The sequence below is a fragment of the Streptomyces sp. NBC_00316 genome, from assembly GCF_036158715.1.
In the GTDB taxonomy this organism is placed as follows: Bacteria; Actinomycetota; Actinomycetes; order Streptomycetales; family Streptomycetaceae; genus Streptomyces.
Genome location: NZ_CP108023.1, coordinates 8426111 through 8450756, shown reverse-complemented (window position 1 = coordinate 8450756; position 24646 = coordinate 8426111). Strand labels below are relative to the sequence as shown.

The 24646-nt window shown below is 69.7% G+C and carries 27 protein-coding genes and 3 pseudogenes; 15 read left to right on the top strand and 15 right to left on the bottom strand.

Annotation, left to right across the window (positions count from 1 at the left end; translation table 11 throughout):
- Positions 1-15: 15 nt before the first annotated feature.
- The 3 genes from OG878_RS37790 to OG878_RS37780 form a co-directional block, all read right to left on the bottom strand.
- Complete coding sequence (locus tag OG878_RS37790) at positions 16-492, bottom strand: GNAT family N-acetyltransferase (protein ID WP_328890955.1); 477 nt, start codon at positions 490-492, stop codon at positions 16-18.
- Positions 489-1088 carry a TetR/AcrR family transcriptional regulator gene (locus tag OG878_RS37785; protein WP_328890954.1) on the bottom strand — a complete coding sequence of 200 codons (600 nt, stop codon included), beginning with the start codon at positions 1086-1088 and terminating at the stop codon, positions 489-491. Before OG878_RS37785 ends, OG878_RS37790 begins: the two co-directional genes overlap by 4 nt.
- Before the next feature lie 561 nt (positions 1089-1649).
- On the bottom strand, positions 1650-2303 hold the full coding sequence (locus OG878_RS37780; protein WP_328890953.1) for a flavin reductase family protein: 654 nt from the start codon (positions 2301-2303) through the stop codon (positions 1650-1652).
- Positions 2304-2368: 65 nt separating this feature from the next.
- Here OG878_RS37780 and OG878_RS37775 point away from each other — a divergent pair, with 65 nt between their 5' ends.
- Positions 2369-3088 (top strand): ArsR/SmtB family transcription factor, encoded by a 720-nt coding sequence (locus tag OG878_RS37775; RefSeq protein ID WP_328890952.1) that lies wholly within the window; start codon positions 2369-2371, stop codon positions 3086-3088.
- A gap of 103 nt (positions 3089-3191) precedes the next feature.
- Here the strand turns inward: OG878_RS37775 and OG878_RS37770 are convergent, their stop codons facing one another.
- The 3 genes from OG878_RS37770 to OG878_RS37760 form a co-directional block, all read right to left on the bottom strand.
- The gene (locus OG878_RS37770; protein ID WP_328890951.1) at positions 3192-3671 is read right to left on the bottom strand and encodes a hypothetical protein; all 480 of its coding nucleotides are present in this window, start codon (positions 3669-3671) and stop codon (positions 3192-3194) included.
- 75 nt (positions 3672-3746) lie between these two features.
- Positions 3747-4298 carry a hypothetical protein gene (locus OG878_RS37765; RefSeq protein WP_328890950.1) on the bottom strand — a complete coding sequence of 184 codons (552 nt, stop codon included), beginning with the start codon at positions 4296-4298 and terminating at the stop codon, positions 3747-3749.
- A gap of 323 nt (positions 4299-4621) precedes the next feature.
- Complete coding sequence (locus OG878_RS37760) at positions 4622-4858, bottom strand: hypothetical protein (protein WP_328890949.1); 237 nt, start codon at positions 4856-4858, stop codon at positions 4622-4624.
- Between the two features lie 71 nt (positions 4859-4929).
- On the opposite strand from OG878_RS37760, the gene OG878_RS37755 reads away from it, so the two are divergent.
- Positions 4930-6129, top strand: a complete 1200-nt coding sequence (locus OG878_RS37755) for a PP2C family protein-serine/threonine phosphatase (RefSeq protein WP_328890948.1) — start codon at positions 4930-4932, stop codon at positions 6127-6129.
- Positions 6130-6265: 136 nt separating this feature from the next.
- Here the strand turns inward: OG878_RS37755 and OG878_RS37750 are convergent, their stop codons facing one another.
- The 3 genes from OG878_RS37750 to OG878_RS37740 form a co-directional block, all read right to left on the bottom strand.
- Complete coding sequence (locus OG878_RS37750; protein ID WP_328890947.1) at positions 6266-6559, bottom strand: hypothetical protein; 294 nt, start codon at positions 6557-6559, stop codon at positions 6266-6268.
- Between the two features lie 32 nt (positions 6560-6591).
- Positions 6592-6726: a hypothetical protein gene (locus OG878_RS37745; protein ID WP_328890946.1), complete on the bottom strand. Its 135-nt coding sequence runs from the start codon at positions 6724-6726 to the stop codon at positions 6592-6594.
- Positions 6727-6931: 205 nt separating this feature from the next.
- The gene (locus OG878_RS37740) at positions 6932-7408 is read right to left on the bottom strand and encodes a lamin tail domain-containing protein (protein ID WP_328890945.1); all 477 of its coding nucleotides are present in this window, start codon (positions 7406-7408) and stop codon (positions 6932-6934) included.
- 431 nt (positions 7409-7839) lie between these two features.
- Between OG878_RS37740 and OG878_RS37735 the strand changes: the two genes are divergently transcribed.
- Positions 7840-8328 (top strand): HIT family protein, encoded by a 489-nt coding sequence (locus OG878_RS37735; protein ID WP_328890944.1) that lies wholly within the window; start codon positions 7840-7842, stop codon positions 8326-8328.
- 104 nt (positions 8329-8432) lie between these two features.
- Positions 8433-9002 (top strand): TIGR00730 family Rossman fold protein, encoded by a 570-nt coding sequence (locus tag OG878_RS37730; protein WP_328891518.1) that lies wholly within the window; start codon positions 8433-8435, stop codon positions 9000-9002.
- A 287-nt stretch (positions 9003-9289) separates the two neighbouring features.
- Here the strand turns inward: OG878_RS37730 and pdxR are convergent, their stop codons facing one another.
- The gene (pdxR, locus tag OG878_RS37725) at positions 9290-10729 is read right to left on the bottom strand and encodes a MocR-like pyridoxine biosynthesis transcription factor PdxR (protein WP_328890943.1); all 1440 of its coding nucleotides are present in this window, start codon (positions 10727-10729) and stop codon (positions 9290-9292) included.
- A gap of 47 nt (positions 10730-10776) precedes the next feature.
- On the opposite strand from pdxR, the gene OG878_RS37720 reads away from it, so the two are divergent.
- The 5 genes and pseudogenes from OG878_RS37720 (at position 10777) to OG878_RS37700 (ending at position 15433) form a co-directional block, all read left to right on the top strand.
- Complete coding sequence (locus tag OG878_RS37720) at positions 10777-11277, top strand: carboxymuconolactone decarboxylase family protein (RefSeq protein WP_328890942.1); 501 nt, start codon at positions 10777-10779, stop codon at positions 11275-11277.
- 85 nt (positions 11278-11362) lie between these two features.
- A pseudogene (locus OG878_RS37715) lies at positions 11363-11545 on the top strand (isocitrate lyase/phosphoenolpyruvate mutase family protein); the annotation flags it as partial.
- 113 nt (positions 11546-11658) lie between these two features.
- Positions 11659-12534, top strand: coding sequence for an MIP/aquaporin family protein (locus OG878_RS37710; protein ID WP_328890941.1), 876 nt, complete (start codon positions 11659-11661; stop codon positions 12532-12534).
- A 306-nt stretch (positions 12535-12840) separates the two neighbouring features.
- Positions 12841-13500 carry a GNAT family N-acetyltransferase gene (locus OG878_RS37705; protein ID WP_328890940.1) on the top strand — a complete coding sequence of 220 codons (660 nt, stop codon included), beginning with the start codon at positions 12841-12843 and terminating at the stop codon, positions 13498-13500.
- A gap of 403 nt (positions 13501-13903) precedes the next feature.
- On the top strand, positions 13904-15433 hold the full coding sequence (locus tag OG878_RS37700; RefSeq protein WP_328890939.1) for a right-handed parallel beta-helix repeat-containing protein: 1530 nt from the start codon (positions 13904-13906) through the stop codon (positions 15431-15433).
- Positions 15434-15539: 106 nt separating this feature from the next.
- On the opposite strand, the gene OG878_RS37695 is transcribed toward OG878_RS37700, so the two are convergent.
- The gene (locus OG878_RS37695; protein WP_328890938.1) at positions 15540-16154 is read right to left on the bottom strand and encodes a TetR/AcrR family transcriptional regulator; all 615 of its coding nucleotides are present in this window, start codon (positions 16152-16154) and stop codon (positions 15540-15542) included.
- A 108-nt stretch (positions 16155-16262) separates the two neighbouring features.
- Between OG878_RS37695 and OG878_RS37690 the strand changes: the two genes are divergently transcribed.
- Positions 16263-16838 carry a peroxiredoxin-like family protein gene (locus tag OG878_RS37690; protein ID WP_443049292.1) on the top strand — a complete coding sequence of 192 codons (576 nt, stop codon included), beginning with the start codon at positions 16263-16265 and terminating at the stop codon, positions 16836-16838.
- A gap of 277 nt (positions 16839-17115) precedes the next feature.
- Here OG878_RS37690 and OG878_RS37685 read toward each other — a convergent pair.
- Together OG878_RS37685 and OG878_RS37680 are read right to left on the bottom strand one after the other, a co-directional pair.
- Positions 17116-17867, bottom strand: a pseudogene (locus OG878_RS37685) (DUF427 domain-containing protein).
- Positions 17868-18050: 183 nt separating this feature from the next.
- Positions 18051-18200, bottom strand: a complete 150-nt coding sequence (locus OG878_RS37680) for a hypothetical protein (RefSeq protein ID WP_328890935.1) — start codon at positions 18198-18200, stop codon at positions 18051-18053.
- 99 nt (positions 18201-18299) lie between these two features.
- Here OG878_RS37680 and OG878_RS37675 point away from each other — a divergent pair, with 99 nt between their 5' ends.
- The 3 genes and pseudogenes from OG878_RS37675 to OG878_RS37670 all read left to right on the top strand — a co-directional run bounded on the left by OG878_RS37675 (position 18300) and on the right by OG878_RS37670 (position 20021).
- Positions 18300-18521, top strand: a complete 222-nt coding sequence (locus tag OG878_RS37675) for a hypothetical protein (RefSeq protein ID WP_328890934.1) — start codon at positions 18300-18302, stop codon at positions 18519-18521.
- Between the two features lie 12 nt (positions 18522-18533).
- Positions 18534-18914, top strand: a pseudogene (locus OG878_RS42445) (MOSC domain-containing protein); the annotation flags it as partial.
- 66 nt (positions 18915-18980) lie between these two features.
- Entirely contained in the window at positions 18981-20021 is a 1041-nt protein-coding gene (locus tag OG878_RS37670; RefSeq protein ID WP_443049291.1) for a 2Fe-2S iron-sulfur cluster-binding protein, read from the top strand.
- 235 nt (positions 20022-20256) lie between these two features.
- Here the strand turns inward: OG878_RS37670 and OG878_RS37665 are convergent, their stop codons facing one another.
- A complete protein-coding gene (locus OG878_RS37665; RefSeq protein ID WP_328890933.1) occupies positions 20257-21315 on the bottom strand; it encodes an NAD(P)-dependent oxidoreductase in 1059 nt (352 codons plus the stop codon).
- 472 nt (positions 21316-21787) lie between these two features.
- On the opposite strand from OG878_RS37665, the gene OG878_RS42440 reads away from it, so the two are divergent.
- Both OG878_RS42440 and OG878_RS37655 read left to right on the top strand, forming a co-directional pair.
- The gene (locus OG878_RS42440) at positions 21788-22123 is read left to right on the top strand and encodes a hypothetical protein (RefSeq protein ID WP_443049216.1); all 336 of its coding nucleotides are present in this window, start codon (positions 21788-21790) and stop codon (positions 22121-22123) included.
- Complete coding sequence (locus OG878_RS37655; protein WP_328890932.1) at positions 22120-23229, top strand: alpha/beta hydrolase; 1110 nt, start codon at positions 22120-22122, stop codon at positions 23227-23229. Before OG878_RS42440 ends, OG878_RS37655 begins: the two co-directional genes overlap by 4 nt.
- 360 nt (positions 23230-23589) lie before the next feature.
- Here OG878_RS37655 and OG878_RS37650 read toward each other — a convergent pair whose 3' ends face one another.
- Complete coding sequence (locus OG878_RS37650; protein WP_328890931.1) at positions 23590-24573, bottom strand: phosphotransferase family protein; 984 nt, start codon at positions 24571-24573, stop codon at positions 23590-23592.
- Positions 24574-24646 lie beyond the last annotated feature (73 nt).

Here is a 24646-nt window from a genome sequence, read left to right as displayed (position 1 = left end):
CGCCCCGGCGGCCGTTCAGGCAGTTCCGTCGTGGCCCGGCAATGCCTTTGCGTAGCAACGGCTGAGCTGTTTGTGCCGGTAGGGCGGGTAGTTGGGGATCGGCGTGTAGCCGGCGCGGGTGTAGAGGGCGATGGCTTCGGGCTGATGGACTGCGGTTTCCAGACGGATCCGCGGGTGGCCGAGAGCGGCGGCAGTCCGCTCCGCTTCCGCCAGGAGGCGGGCGGCGGCACCTCGGCCGCGGGCCTCGGGGATGACGTACATGCGCTTGAGTTCTGCGGCTCCGTCGGAGCAGGGCTGGATGGCGCAGCAGCCGATGGGGCGTCCGTCGGCTTCGGCGAGAAGAAAGCGGATGGCGGGGTCGATGTGGGCGCCGCCGGTGCAGGGCTCGTCGGGGTAGCGGGCGGTGAGGTCGGCGTCGAGCTCGCGGACGAGCTGTCCGATCCTGGGGTCATCGGTCTCGGCGTCGGTGATGGTCAGGGCGGCGATGGTCACGAGGCGCAGCCTCCTTCGAGGACGAGGTCGAGCTGGGCGTTCAGGACCCGCCGTTGGAGGTCGGGCGGGTAGGCGTCGGGGTCGGTCACGGCATTGAGGGCCAGGCCGTCCAGGCAGGCGACCAGGGCCCGGGTCCGCCAGCGCAGTTCGCCGGGCGCGATCGGCTGCCGGCACGCGGCACGGACCAGCACGGTGAGGCGCTGCACCCAGGAGGCGTGGCTGGCCGTGTGCTCGGTGAGCAGGGCAGGGTCCGTACGGGTGGAAAGCTGGAAGTGGGACCAGACGACGGCCTCCAGCTGCCGCTCGTCGTCCAGCGGAAGCGCCTGCTCGGCAACGGCGTACAGCGTCTCGCGGGGGGTCGGCTGAGCGGGGAGGGCTTCGATGCGGGCGGCCATCCGACAGTGCATGTCCGACCGGACGTGGGCCAGCAGCGCGCTCTTCCCGCTGAAGTAATGGGTGACCATGCCGGTGGTGCAGCCGGCGGCAGCCGCGACCGCGCGCAGGGTCAGCCCGTCCAGCCCGCGTTCACGAACGACCTGCCACACCGCGCGGGAGATCTCCTCACGGCGCCGCGCGTGGTCGACCTGTCTGGGCATGACTCCCCCTTGTGCACAACGGATGTTTCGTGGCGATCGGATGCGGCACCGAGCCGGCGATCGGTACGGCACCCCGCCCGCACCGCCTTGATGACGGCCGGGCCGGCGGCATTACGTAACGTCGGTTACGCAACACTCGTTACGTTAACACTCCGCGCTTCAGGAGCGCATCGGCGGCTCCTCGTCGATTCATCACGTACGCGCTGGTCCGACCGCTGCATGTGCGGACTGCGTCGCTGCGGTGAACGACAGGACCACGATCTGCACCGACGACGACTGCACACCCGAGCCGACCGCGGTCCGGACGACCCGACGGCGGAACGGGCCGCGTACCTGCGGGGTCCCGACTCACGGGTTCGCGACGGCCACCCCCTACCGGGTCCTGAGCACCTGGATCGAGCGAGACACTCTCCAGGGCGACCGCCCGTGTGGCGCTCGGCGACGAGATGGCAGGCCGGTTCGACGATCCGCGGATCGAAGCACTCACACGCGCGGCACCGGTCCTGGACAGCGCGAAGACTGCCGTCAGGACGCCGGCGGGTTCAGCGGTCGGAGTCGGAATCACACGGTGCCGCTGGGTGTCTCGGTGCGGTAGGAATGGCCGAGTTCCGGGCCGAGGCCGAAGTAGTGGCGGAAGTTGTAGATCAAGGGGCTCCAGGCGGTGGGGTCGACATGATGGGTGCCTGGGACGACGATCTGCGGCGCTGCGTGCACCTTCCGTACGGCGGCCTCGACGATGACGAACGCCCCCGAGACATCCGTCCGGACCCGCTGGGCACTGGCCTCCAACTGGATGGGGCATTCGGCGACGCGTGGCGGCCGGACCAGGTGGGAGGGCTCTGCGCGCAGGCCGGCTGCGGTGAACTTGTCCGGCTCGAACCGGCAGCCGTGCGCCTTGGTCGCGGGAACAGGATTGCGGCCCGTGAGCGGTGCCAGCCGTTCCACCGCGGCCCACTGGGTGGGTTCGGGCAGATTGATCACCAGATCGGGGCGGCTTCGGAGGTTGTGCGCGGTCTGTCCGTCCGCGCCCACACCCAGGACCACCGTCTGTCCGAGTGCCCACGCGGAGGACATCGGGGCGAGGTTGAACGAGCCGTCCCGGTTCTCCGTCGACAGGAGCACGACCGGCGTTCCGAAGTACAGGATGCTCGGCTCGATGACGAGGTGGTCGGCGGGCGCATGGGCGGGCATGGTGCTGAGCGGTGCGGTGTTCATGCTGGGGAGCGTAGGTTCCGGACACTTCGGCGGCGGCCGAACGATCCCGGGGCGAGAATCGAACCATGGACACGCGACGGACACGCGGTACCGGCCCGGATCTGGCCGCCGTGGCCGGTCTTCTGGCCGACGGCACACGGGCGAGTTTCTGCATGGCGTTGCTCGACGGCCGGGCGTGGACGGCAACAGAACTGGCGCGGCATGCGGGCGTGGCGGCCTCGACCGCGACCGAGCACTTGAACGCGCTCGTCCGCGGCAATCTGCTCGCCGAGGAGCGGCAGGGACGCCACCGTTACGTGAGACTGTCCGATCCCCACGTCGCCGAGCTGATCGAGAGTCTCGCAGCACTCGCCCCTGGGCGCCCGCGTCCCGCCGCATCGCTGTCGGCCGACGGCCGCCGAAAGGCCCTCTCCCATGCGCGGACGTGCTACGACCATCTCGCCGGAACCCTCGGGGTCGCGATCACCGACGCGATGACCGGCCGAGGGCTGCTGGACTGGGAACGGGGACTGCAGCTCACGGGCGACGGGACGGCCTGGCTCGGCGGACTGGGGATCGCTGTTCCGGCCGGCAATCGTCGGCCGGCGGTGCGCCCCTGCCTGGACTGGACCGAGCGCCGCCCCCATCTCGCGGGCGCCGTGGGGGCCGCGCTCTGCCGCCACGCGTTCGACTCGGGGTGGATCGTTCCCGTCGGCACCACGCGCGCCGTGACCGTCACAGCCGCCGGACGGGAAGCGCTCCACGATCATCTCGGCCTGTCCGAGGAACATCCTGCCGACCCGTGAAGGGACTGTCCTACGACGCCGGCCGGACTCGACCGCCTCCGATCGGGATGCGCGCGTGCATCCCGGGCCCGGCCTTTCCGCGGGTCGTGGAAAGGCCGGATGGTCAGGTGCTGAGCAGGCGGTTGAAGAACGAGCGGTAGCGCTGAAGTGCTATGCGCAGATCCTCGGTGAGGACCTCCTCGCCCCGGCCCCACTGGCTTTCGAGCCCATCCTTGCGAGACGCGAACGACCCGGCCAGCGTCTGCATGACCTCGGCGACCAAGGCGTCGGCCGCACGGACGGCATCCTGCGGATCGTCGACGAAGGCCGTCTGGACGGCCGTCCATTTGGACTTGAAGGCCTCGGCCTCCTCGGGCCCGAGAAGCGGCTCGTACTCCTGAGTGTCCTCCGGCGCCGATGCATGCGGTGCGCCTGCCGCCCGCTCCGGGGGCGCCGCGTCCTCAGTGGCATCCTCTGCGGACGGGGGAGCGTCATCCGCCGCTGCAGTCGGCGTCCCACGATCTGCGTCCCGGTCCTCCCGGGGCCGGGCGAAATCCTCGGTGCTCAGGCCCGCGTCGCCCGCTGCACTGTGTTCGCGCTGCATGCTTGTTCACCTCGTCCGAATAGGTTTTTCGACGGGCTCTCGATCGGCGGCCCGCCCGCACAGGCGGGCGCAGGGTCAGGCCCGTTGCTGCCCCGGCCTGTCGCCGTTGGTGAGCAGGTCGTCGAAGAGCGCGCGATAGTGCACCATCGCTCCCCGCAGTTCCTCGGTGGTCGTCTGCTGACCACCACTGCGTGCATTGACTGCGTGGGCGGAGCGGTAGTGCTCCAGCGTGCGTCCGTGTTCGACCGACAGGTCCTTCAGCTGCTGCTCGTAGCCCTCGGTCGGGTAGCCACGTTCTTTCATGAGCCGGGTCACCAACTGGTCCGCCTCACCGACCGCCTCTTGCGGCCGGTCCACGAAGTGCTCCTGCACACTGTTCCAATCCTGCGTGTACTGCCGACGGGCAGTCGAAGCCAGCGGCTTCAGATCGAGGTCGTCGTGCCGTTCCTCGCGAGCGCGCAGATCGCGTTCTGCCACCGTGCGACTACCCTCGGCTTCCACCGTGCGTTCGTACTCAGGCCCGAAGCGGTCCCGCAGGTGGCGGCGACGAAGTGCCATCCACACACCGATCACAAGGACGATGACGACGACCGCGACAATGATCGCAATGACAATTCCTGACGACATCGGGCGCCTCCCTTGATGTCGCTGCTCGAATCCCTCTCATCCCACTCTGCGCGCGGCCGCCCGGAAGGCGATTCCCGCGCCCCGCGCACCACCCCCACCGGGCCACCGCGTGCACTCCTACCCTTACGCCCACAACTCCCCGCCCGCCACTCAAGACAGCACGGGAACACACCGGGGGCGACAACGGTCCTGTCGAAGACCTGCTTGACGCGGTCGGCCGTCGCCTCACGCAACGGCATCATCACGGGCATAAGGCGCCCTTCTCAGAGAGCTCGAGGTCGCTTCCACGCGCCATCCGCTGCAGGCGACCTTCACCGGCGTGGTCAGCGCGGCGGGGCGAGCGAGCAGCAACGGTGGAACGCGAGTTCGCCCGTGGCGCGGCCTCTGCGGAACAGCAGTGGGCGGCTGCCGGGGACGAGGTCGAGGCCGGACGACCTTGCGCGGCGCGGCGACCCTCGGGCGGCAGAGCAAGGCGAGGCGAGGCGACCGAGCTTCGACGCGCCGTCCGCACGCGCGTCCTTGCCGGTGTCCGGCGCCTCGTCCCCGGCAGGCAAGTACACCGGCCCAAGTGCATACTGAGAGACAGGGAGTGCCGAAACATGACTGCTCGCCGGCATGCGTGGGAAGCGCCGTGAAAGAACCGGAGATCGACTACAAAAGCATCTTCGAGGCGTCACCCAGTGCGATGCTGGTGCTCACTCCCGAACTCGTCATTCTGGACGCCAACGCGTCCTATCAGGACCTGATCGGCCGCAGACGACATCAGATCGTCAACCGGTACGTATTCGACGCCTTCCCGGAGGGTCCCGACGGCACGGACGACCAACAGGCGTCGCTGCGACGGGTGCTGGAGACGCGGGCCCAGGACGTCGCGGGCCCGATCCGCCACGACGTGGAGGAATCGGACCGGCCAGGTGTGCTCGCGGAGCGTTACTGGAGCTCGATCAACGCCCCCGTCCTGGACTCCGACGGACACGTCGTGCTGGTCGTGCACCGTCTCGAGGAAATCACCGATCTCGTCCGCGCCGGCAGTTCCGGCTCCGATCAGCGGCACCAGCGGATGGATCTCGAGCTGTACGCGCGGTCCCGCGAGTTGCAGCAGGTCAACGAACGGCTACGTCAGGCCAACGCCCGCGAGCGGCAGGTGGCCCTTGCACTCCAGGATGCGATGCTGCCTGCGCCTCAGCCGCTTGCCGATCACCAGGCCGCGGTGCGCTATCGTCCCGCCGTCAACGCCCTCAACGTCTGTGGCGACTGGTACGAGGTGACGCAGCTTCCCGACGGGGACTCTGCCGTTGCGGTTGGCGACGTCGTGGGACACGGCCTGGCGGCAGCCGGCGTCATGGGCCAGCTTCGCAGCGCCCTCAGCGCCGCCATTCGCGTCGTGGACGGACCCGCAGCCGCACTCGACGGGCTCGACATGTACGCACGATCTCTTGACGGCGCTCTGTCCACCACCGCCGTGCAAACCGTCATCTCCTCGGGCGACCACCGCATCACCTACAGCAGCGCAGGCCACCCGCCGCCGGCCCTGGCCCATCCCGACGGCACCGTGCAGTTCCTGGACCAGGCCACCGACCCGCCGCTGGGGGCCAGCCTCGAACATGTCCCCCGCCCGCAGGTCACCACCACCTACCGCGATGGCGCTTCGCTCGTCCTCTACACCGACGGGCTGATCGAGCGCCGCGGAGAGGACATCGATCAAGGCCTGCAGCGTCTCGCCGACCACCTCGCCCGCCACTGCAAGGACGAGGCCGAGGACCTGGCGGAAACGCTGATCACCCTGAGCGCCGCCACCGATGACACAGCCGTGGTCGTGGTCCGCCTCTGACCCCCGGCGTCGCTTCCGGGCGTGGAGACTCGGCGCCCGTCCGCGCGCTGGAACCGGAATCCATGCGCCCCGTCTTCCCTGAGGTCACCGTGGTTGCCATCCAGCGAGCAAGTGTCAACTCCCGTGGATGGCGCGGTCACAGTGGCGGGTTGGTCCCCTCGATGATCTGCCACCCGACGGCCGAGCCGCCCGGCATGAGGTGGTGCGTTCCCGTTCCCGGAAGGGTTACCAGCGCGGTATGGACGGGATCGAGTTCCTGAACCGGGCGGCAGCAGATAGCGATCTGTATCAGCTCCACGTCGATCGCTTCCACTGCGCCGGGGATCTGGCGAAAGCGGGCGCCGCGGCAGACCGGTCCGCGGATGCAGCTCACGATGAGGTTTGCTTCGGCGGTGTCCGTGGTGCGGATCCGGTCGATCTGGAGTTCCACGTCGATCGCCCGGTGACCTGAGTCGGGGCCACTCACCACGCCACCCGCGCGTGGCGCTCGACGAGGACGCCGTTCTCGAAGCCGGCACCTGCGTCCACATGACCGTCGAGCCGACAGGCCTCGCCTTCCCGCTGGAATGCGTCACCAAGGAAGTAAGTGACACCCACCACCAGATCTGTCCGAAGAAGGCACGCAGCCAGGGAAGCTTACGGGTAGCAGCCCCTCGCGCGTTCCGAGGGCCCTCGCCGTCGAACCGGCGCCGGGGGGCGGACACACGAGGCTGGCGGGTCGCCACATAAGTGCGGCGTGCTGCCACCCTGGATGGGTGGCAGCACGCCTGGTCAGAAAGCTCAGTGGTGGGGCTGGGTGGGGTCAGCGGCGGTGGCCCCAGGACTCGGTGTCCACGGTGCGGCCGCGGTTGTCGCGCAGGGTCGCCTTGCCCGCGTAGTTGCTCCAGACGTGGTTGCGGCGGTCCTGGTAGACGTCCCGGCTGGTGTTGCGCCCGTGTCCGGTGTGGACCCGGACCGTGGCGTGTGCCGGCAGACGCAGGTAACCGAAGCGGAAGCGGCTGCCGTCCTGGCCCGAGAGCGTCCATCCGCTCAGGTTCACCGAGCTCCGCCCGGTGTTGGTGACCGAGACCCACTCGCCGTTCAGCGACCGGTCCGAACGGTTGTCACGACCCGGGCTGTCGTACTGGACATGGCCGAGCACGACCTTCGCGTACGTCTGGTGCTGACGGCCGTGACCATGACCACCGTCGGCGGACGCCGGCATCGCCACCACAGCGACAACGGAACCGGCCGCCAGAGCAGTAGCGGCAATACGGCGGACAATACGAGAAGCAGACATGGACGTCCCCTCAAGTAAGGCGCACAGGACCCCGTCAGGGCCACACTGCGCTATGCGAGTCCCGGCCCCAGAGGCCGAGAACCACAGACTGGAACAACTCCCCCCACCACCGGCGAAGGCACCGACCCACGTTACCGAATCCGGACATATCCGTAACGCGCCATTCTGGGGGTTAGCACACCCCGCATCCCATTCACACATGCCCCGGACAACGAGTGCCCTATGCACGCATCCGCCCCGCAGCCGGGAGCAAGCCTCCGCCCGCTCCCCCGCGCCCTGGTGCGCCACCCGGGACGCAACCGTTCGGCAGCCCGACCGCCGGGTAACAGCCGCGCGACTGCGCACTGCAGACGCGTAGGGTGCGCGTCACCGCGCGAGGAGAGTGAGGCGCGCAGAGCAATCCTTGATCGACTGCGGGTAAGTTCTCGGCCATGACTGGTGATTGGCGAATGGATCGCATAGGGACTGCCCTGCGAGGCGGGAACCCGACCGTGCTGCGACGGCTCGAGTCGGGGTTCGCGGTGATCGGCGACGTACAGTTCCTGCCGGGTTATTCGGTTCTCCTCGTGGATGAACCGGATGTCCAACGGCTGTCCGACCTGCCGAAGGCCAAGCGCCTGTCGTTCCTGTCCGACATGGACCGGCTGGGCGAAGCGGTCGAGCGGGCATGCCGAAGGCTGGACCCTGCCTTCCGTCGGGTCAATCTGGAGATCCTGGGAAACACGGACCCGTTCCTGCATGCGCACGTCTGGCCGCGGTTCGAGTGGGAGCCGGCCGATCTGGTGGGTGCGCCGGTGTGGCTCTATCCGCGTGACCGGTGGAACGACGAGCAGTTCAGGCTCGGCCCGCAGCACGATGTGTTGCGGGATGCGATCAGCAGCGAACTCGATCAGTTGCGCGGGGCCCAGGGGCCCACCTGACCGTTCGGCGCGAATTGGTCCGGTCTTTTGCCCGGACAATGGTCCACACACATGGGCGGGCGCGCGCATACGGTCGAGTCATGACAGCAACACCACCCAACCCGATGAACCTCTGTGTCTTCCTCTCCGCCAGCGACCTCGACGAGCACTACACCCGGCCGGCCCGCGAGTTCGCGGAGCTCATCGGCAGGGGCGGCCACACCCTGGTGTGGGGAGGATCCGATACCGGGCTGATGAAGGTCGTCGCCGAGGAAGTACGGGCGTCGGGAGGGCGGCTCGCCGGAGTCTCGGTCGGCTTTCTCCGGAAGTGGGCCAGGAAGGACGCCGACGAGATGACGTTCGCCAAGGACCTCGCCGAACGGAAGACGCTGCTGCTCGCCGCATCCGACGCCGTCGTGGTGCTGCCCGGCGGCTTGGGCACGCTGGACGAAGCGGCCGAGGTCCTGGAGTTGAGGAAGCACGGGCTGTACGACAAGCCCGTGGTGCTGCTGAACACCGCGGGCTTCTACGACGGTTTGATACTCCAGCTCCGACGCATGGACGAGCAGGGATTCCTGCCGATGCCCTTTGCAGAACTGGTCTTCGTCGCCGACACGGGCGCCGGCGCACTCGCCTACCTGCAGAAGTCCGTCGGGGCGAATGACGGGACCGTGACAGCACGACTGTCCGCGTGAGGGAGCGCGCGTACTCCGTCGCGGGTGGCGGGCACTCGAGGCCGACGGCCCCGGTGCCTCGACACCCGGCGGATAGGCTCCCGCCCCGGACGAAGGCGCGCCCGCTCCGGCCTCGGAGCCCCGGCCAAGGGCTGTCCCGTCATCCCTGGTGGATCAGCGCGCGGCGTCGGATGTGGTGCATCGCAAGGCGGCGGAGCGTCCTCGTACGGGGCGTATTCGGTGTTCCGACAACGCAGCGAGGTGCCGCAACTGTCGTGGCGCGCCCGCCAGGGATGACGGGACAGCCCTTAGGGCATCACCCTGCACAGCGCGTCCAGTGCACCCGCCCACGCACTGTCCGAGGGCGCCGCGTAGTTGACCACCAAGGCGTCCCGCTCGGGCAACTGCCAACCGCAGTCCGCCACTTCGTAGCCGAACTGCGCCAGCCCACTGACCGCCAGCCCTTGCCGTGCCGCCGCCCGGAGCACCGAGCTCTCGGTTCCACGAGGGAGTTCGAGGACCGTCTGCAGTCCTGCCGCCATGCCGGCCACACGAATACCGGGAGCCCTCTGCCGCAGGACCGCGACCAGCTGGTCGCGGCGACGCCCGTAGCGCAGCCGCATCGCACGCACATGACGGTCGTACGCGCCCGAGGCGATGAATTCCGCGAGCGTCAGCTGCTCCAGCGCGCTCGTCATGTAGTCGCCGTGTCCTTTGGCCGTCACGATCTCCGGGACGAGTTCCTCCGGCAGTACCATCCATCCGAGCCGCACCCCCGGCGCCAGGGACTTGCTCACGGAACCGAAGTACACCACCCGCTGCGGATCGAGGCCCTGCAGGGCACCCACCGGCTGACGGTCGTACCGGAATTCCCCGTCGTAGTCGTCCTCGAGGATCAGGCCGCCGGTGGCACGTGCCCAGTCCACGGCCGCCGTGCGCCGCTCCGGGCAGAGCGCGACCCCCGTCGGGTACTGGTGCGCCGGTGTCATCAGCACCGCACCCACTGCGCGCAGTCGCGCCAGGTCGTCGGTACGCGCGCCATGTTCGTCGACGTAGAGGGGCGGGGTGTGCAGACCGGCGTTCGTCAGCAGGTCGCGATACAGGTCGAGGCCGAAGGCCTCGACGGCCACCGCCCGCACCCGCCGCGCCCTGAGCACCTGCGCCATCAGCGCCAGACCGTGATGGAAACCGGAACAGATGACGACCCGCTCCGGCTCGGCGTACACCCCGCGGGCCCGCGCAAGGTAGTCCGCGAGTGCGGTGCGCAACTCCACCCGTCCCCGGGCGTCGCCGTAGCCGAAGGCATCGTGCGGCGCGGCGGCCAGAGCCCTGCGGGCCGCGGTGACCCACTGCGTGCGGGGAAAGCCCGCGAGGTCCGGCGAGCCCGTGAGCAGGCCGTACCTCGGGCGATGCCGGGTCGGCCTCGTGGGGGGTGCGTCGGGCGCGGCCCTGTGCGGCTCGACCCGGGTGGCCACCCGGGTCCCGGAGCCCTGCTGGGCGGTGAGCCAGCCCTCGGCGACCAGTTCGGCGTAGGCCTCGACCACGGTGTTGCGGGAGACGCCGAGATCCGCGGCAAGCGAGCGGGAGGCCGGCAGGCGGGTGCCGGGCGCCAGGCGCCCCGTGCGCATGGCCTCCCTCAAGGCGCCGGCGAGCCCTGCGCGCAACCCGGGTCCGCGCAGTTCCAGATGGAGGTCGGCCCCGGACGCCGGGGGCGGATCGGCCGCAGAATTGGTCCGGGAATCTGTCATGTAAATGGACCCTACTCCGGTACCACTGGGAACGTAGCGTTGGCGGCATGACGATGAACGAAGCACACGAAAGCACCACACGTCTCCCGGAGCACACACCGCGCCTGGACTGGGCGAAGTTCGCCCCTGAGGCCTTCAAGGCCATGATCCGTCTTGACACGGCCGCGCGGCAGGGCGTCGACCCGGCTCTGCTGAACCTGGTCAAGATCCGTGCATCCCAGATCAACCACTGCGCGTTCTGTCTGGACATGCACAGCAAGGACGCTCTGGCCGCAGGGGAGTCGGCGGATCGGATCATCCAGCTCGGCGCGTGGACGGAGTCGAGGCACTTCTACACGGCCAGGGAGATCGCGGCGATCGAGCTGACCGAGGCGGTCACCGCCGTCACGAGCGGATTCGTACCCGACACGGTGTATGCGAAGGCCGCCGAGGAGTTCGACGAGACCGAGCTCGCCCACCTCATCGCCGCGATCGTGACGATCAACGCGTTCAACCGCATCGGAGTGACCACCCGTATGGTCCCCGGCCACTACACACCGAGCGCCTGAGGGCTGTCCCGACCGGGCCGTGCGCCTCCTTCCCCGCACTCCGGGGTGTGTGGCCTGAGCGCAATCACTTGCCGCGCCCTGCGCCAGGGCCGCACGCGACCCGCTCGTCGTGCCGGGGCCCTGGGACGCGGTCGGCGCCCCGGTCTTCCGCGACACCGGCTTCCCGGCGCTCGCCCTTCCGAGCGCCGGGAGCGTCGCCTCCTTCGGTCACGAGGACGGCTCGACCCCGCCTGACGAGGTGTTCGCCGCACGGATCGTCCGAGCCGTCCCCGCGTCGGGGAACGAGCCAACCCCCTGCGTCCGGTGTTCAAGAGCAATCCGGTGTTCGAGAGCACCCCTGCATCGCCCCGACGGCCGGGGCGTCAACACTGGGAGATCAAGTTGACTACCGTTTCCTCTCTGGCCCGTCGGCTGCCTCTGGCGCATGCCGCCGACGAGTTCGTGCTCACCACCGTCCTGTTGTTCCTGGCGGTGACGGTCGTCCGATGGCTGCGCGACCCGGACTCCGCCCTCTACATCGCCGACCTGAACGTCGCACTCTGCGTCATAGGCGTTCTCAGCGGGACCATCCTCACCGGCCTGATCCTCAGCCCTCCCGGACGACGCAGCGGGGGACACACGAACCCCGCCGTGACGGTCGGCCTGTGGCTGATGGACGCCTTCCCCGGCCGTCACGTGCTGCCCTACGTGCTCGCCCAACTCGCGGGATCCGCGTCAGGAACGTGTCTCGCGCGCCTGGCGTGGGGTCGTGCGGTGTCCCTCCCGTCGGTCGCACACGCGGCGATCAGGCCCGCTCCCACCTGGCAGCCCGCGTCCGTCTTTCTCGCCGAGGTGGGAGGCATGGTGGCCCTGACCCTTGTCGTCGGGTTCTTCGTGGCCCATCCCGGGTTCATCCGCCGGCTGCCGTATGTCATCGGACTGTCCGTAGGGCTGGTGATCGCTTTCTTCGGCCCCCTCAGCGGGGGTTCGGTCAACCCGGCCCGCCAGTTCGGTCCTGCGACCTTCTCCGGGCAGACCACCGACCTCGCGATCTATCTGGTCGCTCCGATCCTGGGAGCGGCTCTCGGGGCCGCGGTCCACCGCCTGCTCATCGGGCGGCGTCACGCCCACGTACCGGCTACCGCAGGTGGTGGGACATCGCCCGGCATCGGTCCTGCCGCCGTCGCCTCGCCGTCCTTTCCCACGCCGTCCCCCGCGGGACCACTGTCAGAGCCGGGCGGTGGGAGCACGCCAACCTCGGCCCGCAGTGACGCATGAGGACAAAGGGTCGTCCCCTGAGCCGCAGTGTCCCCGGTACGCGTACTTCGTCGCGTATCCGGTTGCGCTGTTTCTCCGACGCGCGACGGCAGTCGTGCGAGCAGTGGACCTGCCGAATGCGGGTGTCGCCGCACAGCCTTGGCTCCCCAGCCGCACACGGATGAACGTCCTGAGTTGTTCGCACCTGGCCGCGCGGTATCCCGCTCCGTGGAATTCGCGCGCAATGACGCGACGGCTCTGGAACGCTGCGGACTCGGACCTACGGCCCGATACGAACAGTCCGTACCGGCAGTTGAATGGGGATCGATGAGTTTCACGCTTGAGGCGCCACCGTTGGAAGGCGCGCTCGTACGCCTGGAGCCACTGGCTCAACGTCACGCGGTGGACCTGGTCCTGGCGGCGGAGGAGGACCGGAGCTCGTACGGGTTCACGTGGGTACCCGCGGCGGCCGAGGTCGATGACTACATCGCCGCTCAACTCGCCCGTGCGGCCGCCGGCAAGCTGCTCCCGTTCGCGCAGGTGGAGCGGGCGTCGGGGCGGGCGGTGGGCGTCACGGCCTACTGGGATCCGCGGCTGTGGCCGACAGGAGACGGTCTGTACGCCATCGAGGTCGGTTTCACCTGGCTCGCCGCGTCGGCCCAGGGCACAGGGCTGAACACCGAGGCCAAGTACTTGTTGTTCCGGCACGCATTCGAGAACTGGGGGGTGGCACGCCTCGACCTGAAGACGGACGCGCGCAACAGCCGTTCGCGGGCGGCGATCGAAGCGGTGGGTGCGCGCTTCGAGGGCGTGTTGCGGAACTGGTCCCGGTCATGGGCTCCGGGCGAGGACGGTCGACTCCGTGACTCCGCGATCTTTTCGATCACCGTGGCTGAGTGGCCGAACTGCCGGGCAGGGCTTGAACAGCGCATCGCCCGCGGCCTCGAACGCAGACAATCGATGGCAGATCTCCCTACCCCGAGCTGACTCTGTTCGGCAATCGCCCGTGGCGGGGAAACGCTCACGGAATAGGAGCAGTTCCAGCTCAGGACCGTCAGGACGCCGTGCCCCAGCACGGCGTCCTCACCCGGAACGTCCCGTGCAGCCCCTCCACCTGTTTTCGCCGCCCACGCTCTGCTGATCTGCGGATGTTGTATCGATCAAGGCCGAACGACACGCAGACGGCCCGAAAGCGGCACCCGTCGATCGGCGCACGGGGCGCTCAGCGCCGTCCGGCGAGCTACCGAGCAGCTGTGTCTCGGCGCGGACGAGGCAAGGGGGACGCACTCGGCCGGTGCGGCACCCGTGGCGGCAGATCCGGCAAGAGATCCAAGTGCCGACTGCGTACGTCCATGGCTGGGGTGTCGACGGCCTGGCTAGTTTGCCGGCCATGTCGATCTCCCTGATACGCAGCACGGCGGCCGCGACCGCGCTCGCGGCCGCCGTGAGCGTGGCCGGTCTCCTCCCGGCGGCCGCTTCCGCACACGAAAGACCCCACAGCACGTCGGGCACCACGCACTACGTGGACTGTCTGCGCGGCAGCGACCGGGCCTCCGGCACGAACAGCGGCACGGCGTGGCGCACCCTCGCCAAGGCCTCGCGCGCGTACGAGCCGGGCGACCGGCTGCTGCTGCGGCGTGGCCGCACCTGCGCCGGGGTGCTCGCCCCGACCGGTTCCGGAACGGCCGCGGAGCCGATCTCCATCGACGCGTACGGGAAGGGGGCGAAGCCGCGCATCGAGGGCGGGGGCGCCCGGGCCGCCGTGTTCCTGCTCAACGTCGAGGGCTGGGAGCTGCGGAACCTCGACATCTCCAACACCGGCGCGCACACCACGACGGACCGCCGCGCGGGACTGCTCGTGCGGCTCACCGATCACGGCGTGGGCCGCCACTACGTCGTCGACGGGGTGGATGTGCACGACGTCGACGGCGCCGACTTCAAGGACCCCGATCCCAGCGGCGGCATCCTCTTCTCCGTCACCGGCTCGGCCGTTCCGACCCGCTTCGACGGCGTACGGATCGAGGACTCGACCGTCCGCCACACCGACCGGACCGGCATCGGAACCAGCTCCACCTGGGGCCGGAGGGCCGAGCACCCGAACGGCCCAGGCACCAGTTGGGAGGCGATCACCGGTCTGCGGATCCAGCGCAACAAGGTGTACGACGTGGGCGGCGACGGCATCGTCGTGCAGACCGCGAAGGGCGCGCTGGTCGAGCACAATTACGTGAACGGCTTCAACATGCGCTCGGCCGGCTACAACGCCGGTATCTGGGCCTGGAATTCGGACGACGTGCTCTACCAGTACAACGAGGTGACCGGTGGCCACGGCACACTCGACTCGATGGCGTACGACATCGACGGCGGCAACAACCGCAACGTCTACCAGTACAACTACAGCCACGACAACGAGGGCGGCTTCCTGCTGATCTGCAACGGCGCCGGGATGACCACCAACGGCAATCGCGTCCGTCACAACATCAGCGTCAACGACCGCAACACGATGTCCCCGTACGGTGTGATCTCGGTCGTCTGCGCCGCCACCACCGACACCCGGGTCTACGGCAACACCGTCGTCACCGACCGGGCGAACACGGCCCTGGTCTCCGACAACGGCCCGACGGGAGTCACCTTCCGCAACAACATCTTCGTCGGGGCGGCCGGCGGTTCCCCGATCAGCGACACCCAGAGCGTCTACGGGAACAACCTCTACTGGCGCACGGCCCAGCCCCGCGACGCCTCCGCCCTCTCCGCCGACCCGCTCTTCGCCTCGGCCTCCCCCACCGCAGCGCGCGACGTCCGCCTGCTCGCGGGCTCCCCGGCACGCGGCACGGGAGTCCCGATCGCCGACGGAATCACTCGCGACTACTTCGGCAACCGGATCCCCACCCCACCGAACGTGGGTGCGGACCAGGGTCGTTAGCCCCCTGACTCACACCCGCACCACGGATACCGCCCGGTCGCCGGTGACGCGTCCCACCCGGCGCCCGGGCCCCACGGTCGCGGACGGACGTCCGGTGACCTGCAGGTCATGCACGCAGGCCGCGCAGCAGCACGGCGAGCCCACCGAGGAACTCCTGGTCGGCGCTGACGTTCCGCGCATGCCGCGCGGTCTCGGCCATGTACGGGAACTCGTCCTGCGGCAGGGCGGCGACGGCGACCGTCCCCTCGCCGGACAGCGGCCCGAGGTGCTCCAGCTGGATCGCCCCGATGACGTAGCCGAGCAGGCAGCGCAGCGCGATGACCCGCTGCTCGCCTTCGAAGCCCGCCTCGGTGAGGATGGCGAGCACCGTCTCCGACCAGCGCAGCACGCCGGGGGACCGGTGGCGGTGGGTGAGCGTCAGCGGGACGACCGACGGGTGGGCACCCACGGTGTCGCGCAGGCGCCGCACCATGACCTCGACACGCTCGCGCCATGACGCGTCCGAGGACGGCGGCTCGATGTCGACGGCACCCAACACGAGTTCGACGACGAGCCGTTCGAGTTCCTCGCGGTCGTGGACGTACCGGTAGAGCGCCATCGTGCTCAGCCCCAGTTCCTTGGCGACCGTGCGCATCGACAGCCCGGCGAGTCCGTCGCGGTCGATGACGGTCAGCGCGGCGGCGGAGATCCGCCCGGGGGTGAGGGAACGTGGACGTGGCATGAGGGTTGACAGCGTAGGGCATACGCCTACGCTCGTAGGTGTACGACATACGCCTACCAGAGGGGGAACCCTGTGCCCCAGTCCCGCACGCCTCGAAAACACGCCGTCCTGCGCCCGGGCGACCGCATCACCGCCCGTGAGCTGAGCCCCGTCACCGGAATCCCGCTCACCGTCCCCGCGCCCGACGAGGGCCTCACCCATCTGCAGTTCCGCCGATTCGCGGGCTGCCCCGTCTGCAATCTGCATCTGCGGTCGGTGGCGGTCCGGCACCCGGAGATCCAGGCGGCGGGCATCCTCGAGATCGCTGTCTTCCACTCCCCCGCCGGCGAACTGCGGCAGTACGCGGACACGCTCCCGTTCGCCCTTGTCGCCGACCCCGGCAAGCGCCTGTACGCCGAGTTCGGCGTCGAGTCGGCGCCCCGTGCGCTGCTCGACCCCCGTGTGTGGCTCCACGTGCTGCGGGCGGTCCTGCGCAGCACAGCCATGCTCGTCCGCGGACGCGAAGGCCTGCCCTCCCGGCGCCAGCCGCACGGCCGCCTCGGCCTCCCCGCGGACTTCCTCCTCGCCTCCGACGGCACCGTCCTGGCCGCGAAGTACGGCGAACACGCCTACGACCAATGGACAGTGGACGAACTGCTGCAACTGGCCTCCCGCGCACCGCAGTCACCTTCTGCACCGCGGTGAACGAGACGTCGATGAGCCTCCACGTGTCCGACCGCGTCCGCGTCGGTGAACACGACGACGCGGTCGGGGCCGGCCTCGAGCACGGTCCACCGCGCCCCGATCGGCGCACACGACCGCGCGCAGGGCACCGGGAGCACCCGCAGCTCCACAACGCGGCGGGCCGCCCGCCGAGCCCACCGGCACGCCACCGGGAACGACACGGTGGATCCCACACCGGCATGCGCGACAGCACGGCCGATGCGCCGGTGAGCACCGCGCACACGCGGTGCTCGGCAGGTCAGCGCGCCCTGACCTCTTCGGCGTTCAGACCGCGATCGACGCCGTGGGCGATCACCTGCTGCCCGGGCTCGGGTTCCAGGCGCTTGCCGTCGAGAAGCACCTCGACCCGGTCCGGCTCGAACGACACCATGTCCTCGATCCGGGCGACCTCGCCGTAGGCGTTGCGGTAGGTCCATGCGGCGTGGTGCGCGTCGCCGATGTCGTAGTAGTCGCACAGGCCCTTGTAGGGACAGAAGGTCTGTCCTCGACGGGGCGCAGTTGCTTCTCGTCGATGTCGGCGCGCGGGACGTACCAGCGGGGGGCGAATCCGGACTCGTAGAGCACGACCGGATGCTCGGAGCGGGCCACCACGGTGTCGTCGACGCGGACTTCCAGTGTGCGGTCGGTGTTGCGGATGTCGATGCGGTGGTACGCGTCGGCGGCGTGTCCCAGGATGCGATCGGCTTCCTCGTAGAAGGCGTCCATCGCGCGCCATGCGAAGTCGATGCGGCCATCGAGTTCGGCGGCGTGCCCGGGCAGTGAGGTGAACTCCCAGGCGGCGCGTTCGGTGGCGCGGTCGCCGGCGTGCACCGTGTACCAGGCAGTGTCGCCGAGGTCCTTGTGATGGGTGATCTTGCCGCTTGGGACCAGGGCCGTCTCGTCCACGTCCTCGCGCGGGAAGTAAGGGCTGTCCCGGTAGCGGCCCGGCTCGTGCAGCACGATCACGTTCTCGCTGTCGGCGATCCAGGTGTCGTTGAACTTCACGCGCATGCGGCGACGCAGCCACTCGGCGAACAGCAGGCGCTGGGGCAGGGGTTCGGGGGTGAGGAAGTGTCCGATCGCGCCTGCGGAAAGGGGCCCTTGCTGCCAGGACAGTCCCATGGCGTGTTCCTTCCGGATGCGGAGTGCGGCGTGAGAGCTGCAACCCCGGGGCGAGTGGGGGTTGTTGACCGGTCAGGGCTTGCGGGAGCGGCGGGAGGCGTGGGCCTCGTGCCGGCAGCGTCGGCATCCGCCCCAGGAGTCGAGAACCTGCATCGCGAGGGTGCGGGCGGTGCGCACGGTCTGAGGACCGAGGCTGAAGACGTGTTGCGTGAGACGTTGCATGACAGGTCCTTTGCCGGCTGCGACAGAGGGCTCGTGGGGCCGCGACCACCACGGCCGCCCCAAGCCTGCCCCGGTCGGCCACCTGTGCAGGAGAACCTAATGGCGACGCTGCTGTCCCTCAACGCGGGGATGCCCAAGGATGTCTCCTGGCAGGGAAGGACCGTCCACACCGGAGCCTGGAAGGCCCCCGTACAGGGCCCCCGCATGGTGCGCCGGCTCAACATCGACGGAGACGGCCAAGGAGATCTCGCCGGACACGGCGGCAAAATGCGCGCCGTCCTCGTATACCAACTGCAGTCCTATCAGTACTGGCAGAAATAACTCGGCCGCGACGACCTGACCTTCGGGATCTTCGGAGAGAACTTCACCGTCGACGGCCTGCCCGACGACGAAGTGTGCATCGGCGACCGTTACCGCATCGGCGAAGCCGAATTCGAAGTCACCCAGCCCCGCGTCACCTGCTACCGCGTCGGCATGCGCCTGGGCGAACCCGCCATGGCCTCTTTCCTGGTCGCCCATCACCGCCCCGGCTTCTACCTGCGCGTCATCACCGAGGGACACGTCCAAGCCGGCGACGACATCATCCTGACCCGCAAGGGCCCGGAACAACTCAGCGTCGCCGACATCGACGCGCTGCTCTACCTCCCCGGCCGGGACCCCGCGAAGCTGCACAAAGCGCTGAACATTCCCGCCCTCAGCCCCGGGTGGCAACAGTCCTTCCGCGAACTCGCCGGCGCCCAGCAGCCCACCCAGGAACCGGGGTGGCCCGGCTTCAAGAGCATGCGTGTCGCCCGCATCGTCCCCGAGGCCCCCGCCGTCTCCTCGATCTACTTCGACAGCACCGACGGCACACCGCTGCCCGAACCGAGGCCCGGCCAGTACCTGTCCATCCGCCTCGACGTCGGCGCTGCCGGCCCCGCAGTGCGCAGCTACTCCCTGTCCTCCGCACCCGGAGGAAGCACCTACCGCATCAGCGTGAAGCGCGAACCCCACGGACAGGTCAGCAGCTACCTGCACACCAGCCTCCACTCCGGGGATCTCGTGGAGATCGCCAGCCCGCGCGGGACCTTCGTCCTCGAAGAAGGCACTGCACCGGTCGTCCTCATCTCCGCGGGGATCGGCGCCACCCCCGTGCTGGCCATGCTCCACCGACTCGCCGCCGCACCGGACCCACGCCCCGTCTGGTGGATCCACACCGCCCACGACCGCGCCCACCACGCCTTCGCGGACGAGACCCACTCACTCCTGGCACAGCTCCCCGACGCCCATGAGCAGATCTACTACACCGCATCCGACGAACCGGCCTCACATCCCGGCGAGTCCCACATCTGCCAGGGCCGCCCGACCGCCCGATCGCTCATGGCCATGGACATCCCTGCCGCCGCCGACGCCTACATCTGCGGACCGCCCGCCTTCATGGACGACCTCGGCGGCTACCTGCGCGATCTCGGTCTGCGCCCCGAGCGGATCCATACGGAACAATTCAGCGCCCTCCCCGCCATCAACCCCGGCGTCACGCCGGCCGCCACGGTACGCCCGCACCAACCACCCGGTCCCACCGGCACCGGCCCGCTCATCACCTTCGCCCGCAGCGGCATCACCACCCCCTGGTCACCGGCCCATGCGTCACTCCTCGACCTCGCCGAGGCCTGCGACGTCCCCACCCGCTGGTCCTGCCGCACCGGCGTCTGCCACACCTGCATCACCCACCTCGTCTCAGGCGGCATCACCTACACCACCCAACCCCTCGAACCGCCCGAGCCCGGCAGCATCCTCGTCTGCCGCAGCGCACCCACCACGGAAGTCGTCCTCGACCTCTGAGCGGCGTCGAACATGGCCCCCGGCGGGTGAGGGCCTCCCTGCACGGCCGGGCCCTCCGGTGACCAGACACAGGCACCCGTTTCCGTGTGGCCCTGACTTTCGCCCGGACAGCTCCTGTGCGGCGCAGGCGTGGTGTGCGCGGCCGGCGCGAGTACCCGTCGGACCAGTAGGTCCGCCGACCGCGCCACGCGGCGGAACGCGCGATCGAGCGGCTCGAACGGGGCGCACCGGGGCCTCAGACGGTCACTACCGGCACACCGCCCGGGCGGCCGGTGAGCAAGGCCGCGATGTGGTCCGCGCAGCGGATGGCCGCCGTGGCCATGGCCCCCCTGGTCATCCCGGCGACATGCGGGGTGAGCAGCGCGTTCGGCAGGCCGAAGAGCGGTGAGGCGAAGGTGGCGTGCTCGTGCTCGAAGGTGTCGACGGCGGTCGCCGCGAGCGGATGTGCCGGGTCGCTCAGTGCGTCGGCCAGCGCCTGCTCGTCGACGATCCCACCCCGGGCGGTGTTCAGCAGGATCGACCCCGGTCGCATCAGCGCCAGCTCCGTCCGACCGATCAGCCCACGGGTCTGCGGGGTGAGCGGAACGTGCAAGGAGACCACGTCGCTGGTCGCCAGCAGAGCGGTGAGGGACTTCGCCTGCGGCACCGGGGTCTCGGCCGGGCGCCGCGAGAGACCCTGGACGCCCATGCCCAGGGCGGCCGCCCGCTCGGCCAGCGCCAGACCGATCCGGCCCAACCCGATGATCCCCAGGGACAGTTCCGACAACTCCACCGCGGGGGCGACCGGAGCGATCCAACGGCCCTGGTGCGCAGCCTCGTTGTGCATCGGAAGATGCCGGATCAGGGCGAGCAGCTGGGCCAGGGTGAACTCCGCGACGGCGTTCGCATTCGAGCCCGGGGTGTGGGTGACGGCAACGCCATGACGCGCCGCGGCGGCCAGTTCGACATGGTCGGTGCCCGCCCCGGCCCGGCCGACCACCCGGAGCCGGTCGGCCAGTGCGTGGTCCGTCGCCGCCGCGAGGAACACGGCGCGCAGCGGGACACCCGCACGGGACTTGACCGCCTGGTAGCCGAGCCCGTCCCGGACGGTCTCGGCGATCAGCGCCGACTCGTCGAAGGCATCGAAATCGGTGAAGTCCACCCGGCCGGCCCAGGTGGCCCGTGCACCGGCCTTGTCGGCCACCCGCCGGAGATTCAGCGTGACGGCCAGCCCGTGGCAGAGCAGACGCTCCAGCTCCCGGTCGAGCAGCTGGCCAGGAGCCGCGTCCAGCAGCAGGACTCGCACCCGCCCCATGTGCCGCCCCCCTTTCCCCGGAACGGACCTTACTGCGCTCCAGGAGCTGGTCGTGAGAGACCCCTGGCCCGACACGCCTGCGTGCTGCTGCCCTGCTCGATCCCGCGCCCACTGGCGGAGCCACCTGCTGTGATCACCGCTTCCGAGAGCGGCCCAGTGGCCGACGGTGCCCCAGCCATCCCGCGCTCACGGCGATCAACTCGTATGTCCCGGAGCTCAGGTGAAGGTGGATGTCATCCCCGACCGGCACGATCGGTCCGCCGAGCTCGGTGCGGACGCGGACGATCAGATGGCGGACGTCGCGTCGGCCGAGGCCTTCCGGCTCGACCTTGCGCCTCGGCACTTGCGCACTGCGTGCACGGACCGGGCCCGGCTTGTACCCGGAGCGTGCAACCCACCCCTGGTTCCTGGACCGAGGGTCGCCCCCGGCGGGCCACTGTGCACAGGAGTTGTGCACAGATAATGTGCATGCATGGCATCCGATGGGCCGGACTCCGTGCTGGTGCTCACGCCGGACTCCGTCAGGGGCCTTGCGCACCCGTTGCGAACCTGGCTGCCGAGGGCGTTGCGTCGGGGTGGCCCGGCGACGGCGAGCGAGCTTGTGGCTGAGCTCGACTCCAACACGGGTGTGGCCGCCGGTTACCGCCTCGGCCGTCCGGCCGGCGTCGGACCGGTGGTCGGCAGCAGCAGGGCACCGGCCCACGGTCAGCGCGCTGTACAGCCGGATCGGGACCGGGGCCGCCGTGCGTCGGTCTGGCAGTCGGCGTTCCCGCTGCGCGGCGAGACCGCTCCGGAGACGGACGCGTGATCGGCGCGCTGAGCACCTCGCTGCTGGTGGCGCTGTGCGCTCTGGTCGCACTGCGCCCACCGCGCCCCCGTCACAGCGAGCCGTGGAACATCCAGTTCACTCTCGGGTTCCTCATCAACGAACAGCCGTTCCTGGCCCTGTGGTGGCTTCTGTCGGGAACGACGGCGACGTGGCTCCGACCGGAGTTCACCAGCCTGCTGTGGTGGCTTGCCACCGGGTTCAGCACCCTCGCCGCGCTCGGACTGGCGCTGATCGCGTCACGCGCCCGATCCGCCCGACCGGTGCTGTCGGCCGCGCTCGAGGACGCCTTCGGAGCCGGCGCAGCTCCCCGATACACCCGACCGCCGTGGTGGCGGACAGCACTGCTGCCGTTCGTCGCCTGGCGGCCCGACGTACGCCGGATCCGGAGCCGACGGTACGGCCCGGCCCGGCGCGGACACCGCCTCGATGTGTATGTCTCGCGCCGGCCTCGCCGCCCCGATGCCCCCGTGCTGGTGTATCTGCACGGAGGCGGCTTCAGCACGGGCAGCAAGATGCTCGGCTCCCGCTCGCTGATCTACCGGCTGGCCGCCCGGGGCTGGGTCTGCGTGAGCGCCGACTATCGCCTCTTCGGGGTGCGTTACGCGGAGCAGCTCGCCGACACCCGAGCCGTCCTCGCCTGGGTCGGCGCGCATGCGGCGACCTACGGCGGCAATGCGAGCACCGTCTTCATGGCCGGCGGTTCGGCGGGCGCTCATCTGGCGGCGACCGCCGCACTCTCCGGTGCCGAGGTCAGCGGCGTCATCGCGCTCTACGGCTACTACGGGGACGCCGAGCGCACCGGCCCCGAGCCGACCTCGCCGCATGCCTACGTCAATGCCGACGCCCCTGCCTTCCTGATCGTCCACGGCGCACTCGACACCCTGGTCCTGCGCGAAGACGCCCGGAGGTTCGCCGACCGGCTCCGCGCGGTCTCCCAACAGCCGGTCGCCTACGCCGAACTACCCGGAACCCAGCACAACTTCGACCAGTTCCACTCCATGCGATTCCACTCCGTCACCGACGCCATCATGCGCTTCGCGGAGCTCACGGTGGGGGTGGACGGCGTCGAGCACCCGAAACGCTAGTGCTGTGACCGGAAGGGTTTGCCGGGAAGCTCGCGGCGTCCGGTGCGGTGCATCGCAAGGCGGAGCATCGCCCGCGTACCGGATGTACTCGGGTGATGCGACAACGCGGCGAGGTGCCGTGCCGGGCGGCGCGAGCCGGTGAACCTTTCCGGTCACAGCACTGGCGGCCTGCCGGACTGCTGAGCTCCCGTGCGCGATGTCGCGGGTCTGCGCGGCCTGATCCGAGAGGCCGGACGTCCGCTCGGCGCCCTCGCCGGAAGCTCGTCGGCGACGGTGGTTCAAACGGCTTGCACGGCCTTGTCCGATCTGTGGGCAGGCCACATTCTCCCGGGCTCCTGCCGACAGGCCGCCGATCGGATTTCAGGCGTAGCGGTCGAACAGCGCTTGGACGTATCCCTCCAACCTCCGGGTCAGTACGGCGCGGGTCAGATCGCCACGGTCCAGTTCACGCCAGGGGACGGCAACCTTCTCGGCGTCCGGAGCGAAGGCCAATGCGTCCAGCAGACGCCAGTAGAGATGGGCGGCGCGGTCCTCGGCCAGGACTCCTCCCGCCGCGACGTAACGGTCGGCGAAGTGCATACCCGCGGGAACCCCGTGCAGCAGAGCCAGGGCGGTCGAGCAGTGGGCCACGTCCAGGTCGGCCGGCCCCCAGGAGGTCTCCACCCAGTCGACGACGCCAGTGATCTGCAGTGCGTCGCCGTTGCCCGTGAAGAGGACATTGCCGGGATGGAAGTCCCGGTGCAGGAAGCAGGCTTGGTGGTCGGGAGGCTCCCGGCGGATCACGTCCACGGCCCGCTGCCACAGGTCGGGCCGTTTCGTGTCCTCCGGCGGGCTCACCCGCTCGGGAGATGTCCACGCCTGATAGGCGCGCGGTCGCGTCTTTGCGGTCACCGGCATCCGGTGGATACGGAGCAGTTGACGCGCCAGCAGTTCGGCACGCCGGTCCGCCCCTTCATCCCCCAGGCGCACGGTTCCCGGCAGCAGGGACATCAGCAAGGAGGGGTGGTCGCAGAACTGTGCCGTTGCGTCCAGAGCAACCAGCGTGGCCGCGGGCACGTCCGTGTCGCCGAGCAGACGCAGAACGGCCGCCTCGCGGGTCAGCAGCCCTTCCGCGTGTCGAACGAAGAAGGGCTTGACGAAGGACCGCAGGACCAGTGAACGTCGGCCGCCCGGACCGCAGATGCCCAGACGGCGCATCTCGGACGTCCAGCCGCCACGCAACCGCGCAACCTCTTCGACGCGCTCTGCCTCGGACAGCCCCTTCTCCACCCAGGCGCGCATAGCACCCCAGCCCTGGCCCTCACGATCTGTACCGGTGGCCCCGGCCCCCTCGCCCGTATCCATGAAGGCAGGTTATCCCCCATCATCAGGCGCATCCGTGGGCCGGCCACCTGCAACTTCCGGCAATGGCCCGACT

Bases quoted from the DNA above. Each gene is read 5' to 3' on its own strand.
- OG878_RS37785 (WP_328890954.1), bottom strand. From the start codon at position 1,088: ATGCCCAGACAGGTCGACCACGCGCGGCGCCGTGAGGAGATCTCCCGC.
- OG878_RS37780 (WP_328890953.1), bottom strand. From the start codon at position 2,303: ATGAACACCGCACCGCTCAGCACCATGCCCGCCCATGCGCCCGCCGAC.
- OG878_RS37775 (WP_328890952.1), top strand. From the start codon at position 2,369: ATGGACACGCGACGGACACGCGGTACCGGCCCGGATCTGGCCGCCGTG.
- OG878_RS37770 (WP_328890951.1), bottom strand. From the start codon at position 3,671: ATGCAGCGCGAACACAGTGCAGCGGGCGACGCGGGCCTGAGCACCGAG.
- OG878_RS37765 (WP_328890950.1), bottom strand. From the start codon at position 4,298: ATGTCGTCAGGAATTGTCATTGCGATCATTGTCGCGGTCGTCGTCATC.
- OG878_RS37740 (WP_328890945.1), bottom strand. From the start codon at position 7,408: ATGTCTGCTTCTCGTATTGTCCGCCGTATTGCCGCTACTGCTCTGGCG.
- OG878_RS37735 (WP_328890944.1), top strand. From the start codon at position 7,840: ATGACTGGTGATTGGCGAATGGATCGCATAGGGACTGCCCTGCGAGGC.
- OG878_RS37730 (WP_328891518.1), top strand. From the start codon at position 8,433: ATGAACCTCTGTGTCTTCCTCTCCGCCAGCGACCTCGACGAGCACTAC.
- pdxR (WP_328890943.1), bottom strand. From the start codon at position 10,729: ATGACAGATTCCCGGACCAATTCTGCGGCCGATCCGCCCCCGGCGTCC.
- OG878_RS37720 (WP_328890942.1), top strand. From the start codon at position 10,777: ATGACGATGAACGAAGCACACGAAAGCACCACACGTCTCCCGGAGCAC.
- OG878_RS37705 (WP_328890940.1), top strand. From the start codon at position 12,841: ATGAGTTTCACGCTTGAGGCGCCACCGTTGGAAGGCGCGCTCGTACGC.
- OG878_RS37700 (WP_328890939.1), top strand. From the start codon at position 13,904: ATGTCGATCTCCCTGATACGCAGCACGGCGGCCGCGACCGCGCTCGCG.
- OG878_RS37695 (WP_328890938.1), bottom strand. From the start codon at position 16,154: ATGCCACGTCCACGTTCCCTCACCCCCGGGCGGATCTCCGCCGCCGCG.
- OG878_RS37680 (WP_328890935.1), bottom strand. From the start codon at position 18,200: ATGCAACGTCTCACGCAACACGTCTTCAGCCTCGGTCCTCAGACCGTG.
- OG878_RS37675 (WP_328890934.1), top strand. From the start codon at position 18,300: ATGGCGACGCTGCTGTCCCTCAACGCGGGGATGCCCAAGGATGTCTCC.
- OG878_RS37670 (WP_443049291.1), top strand. From the start codon at position 18,981: ATGCGTGTCGCCCGCATCGTCCCCGAGGCCCCCGCCGTCTCCTCGATC.
- OG878_RS37665 (WP_328890933.1), bottom strand. From the start codon at position 21,315: ATGGGGCGGGTGCGAGTCCTGCTGCTGGACGCGGCTCCTGGCCAGCTG.
- OG878_RS42440 (WP_443049216.1), top strand. From the start codon at position 21,788: ATGGCATCCGATGGGCCGGACTCCGTGCTGGTGCTCACGCCGGACTCC.
- OG878_RS37650 (WP_328890931.1), bottom strand. From the start codon at position 24,573: ATGGATACGGGCGAGGGGGCCGGGGCCACCGGTACAGATCGTGAGGGC.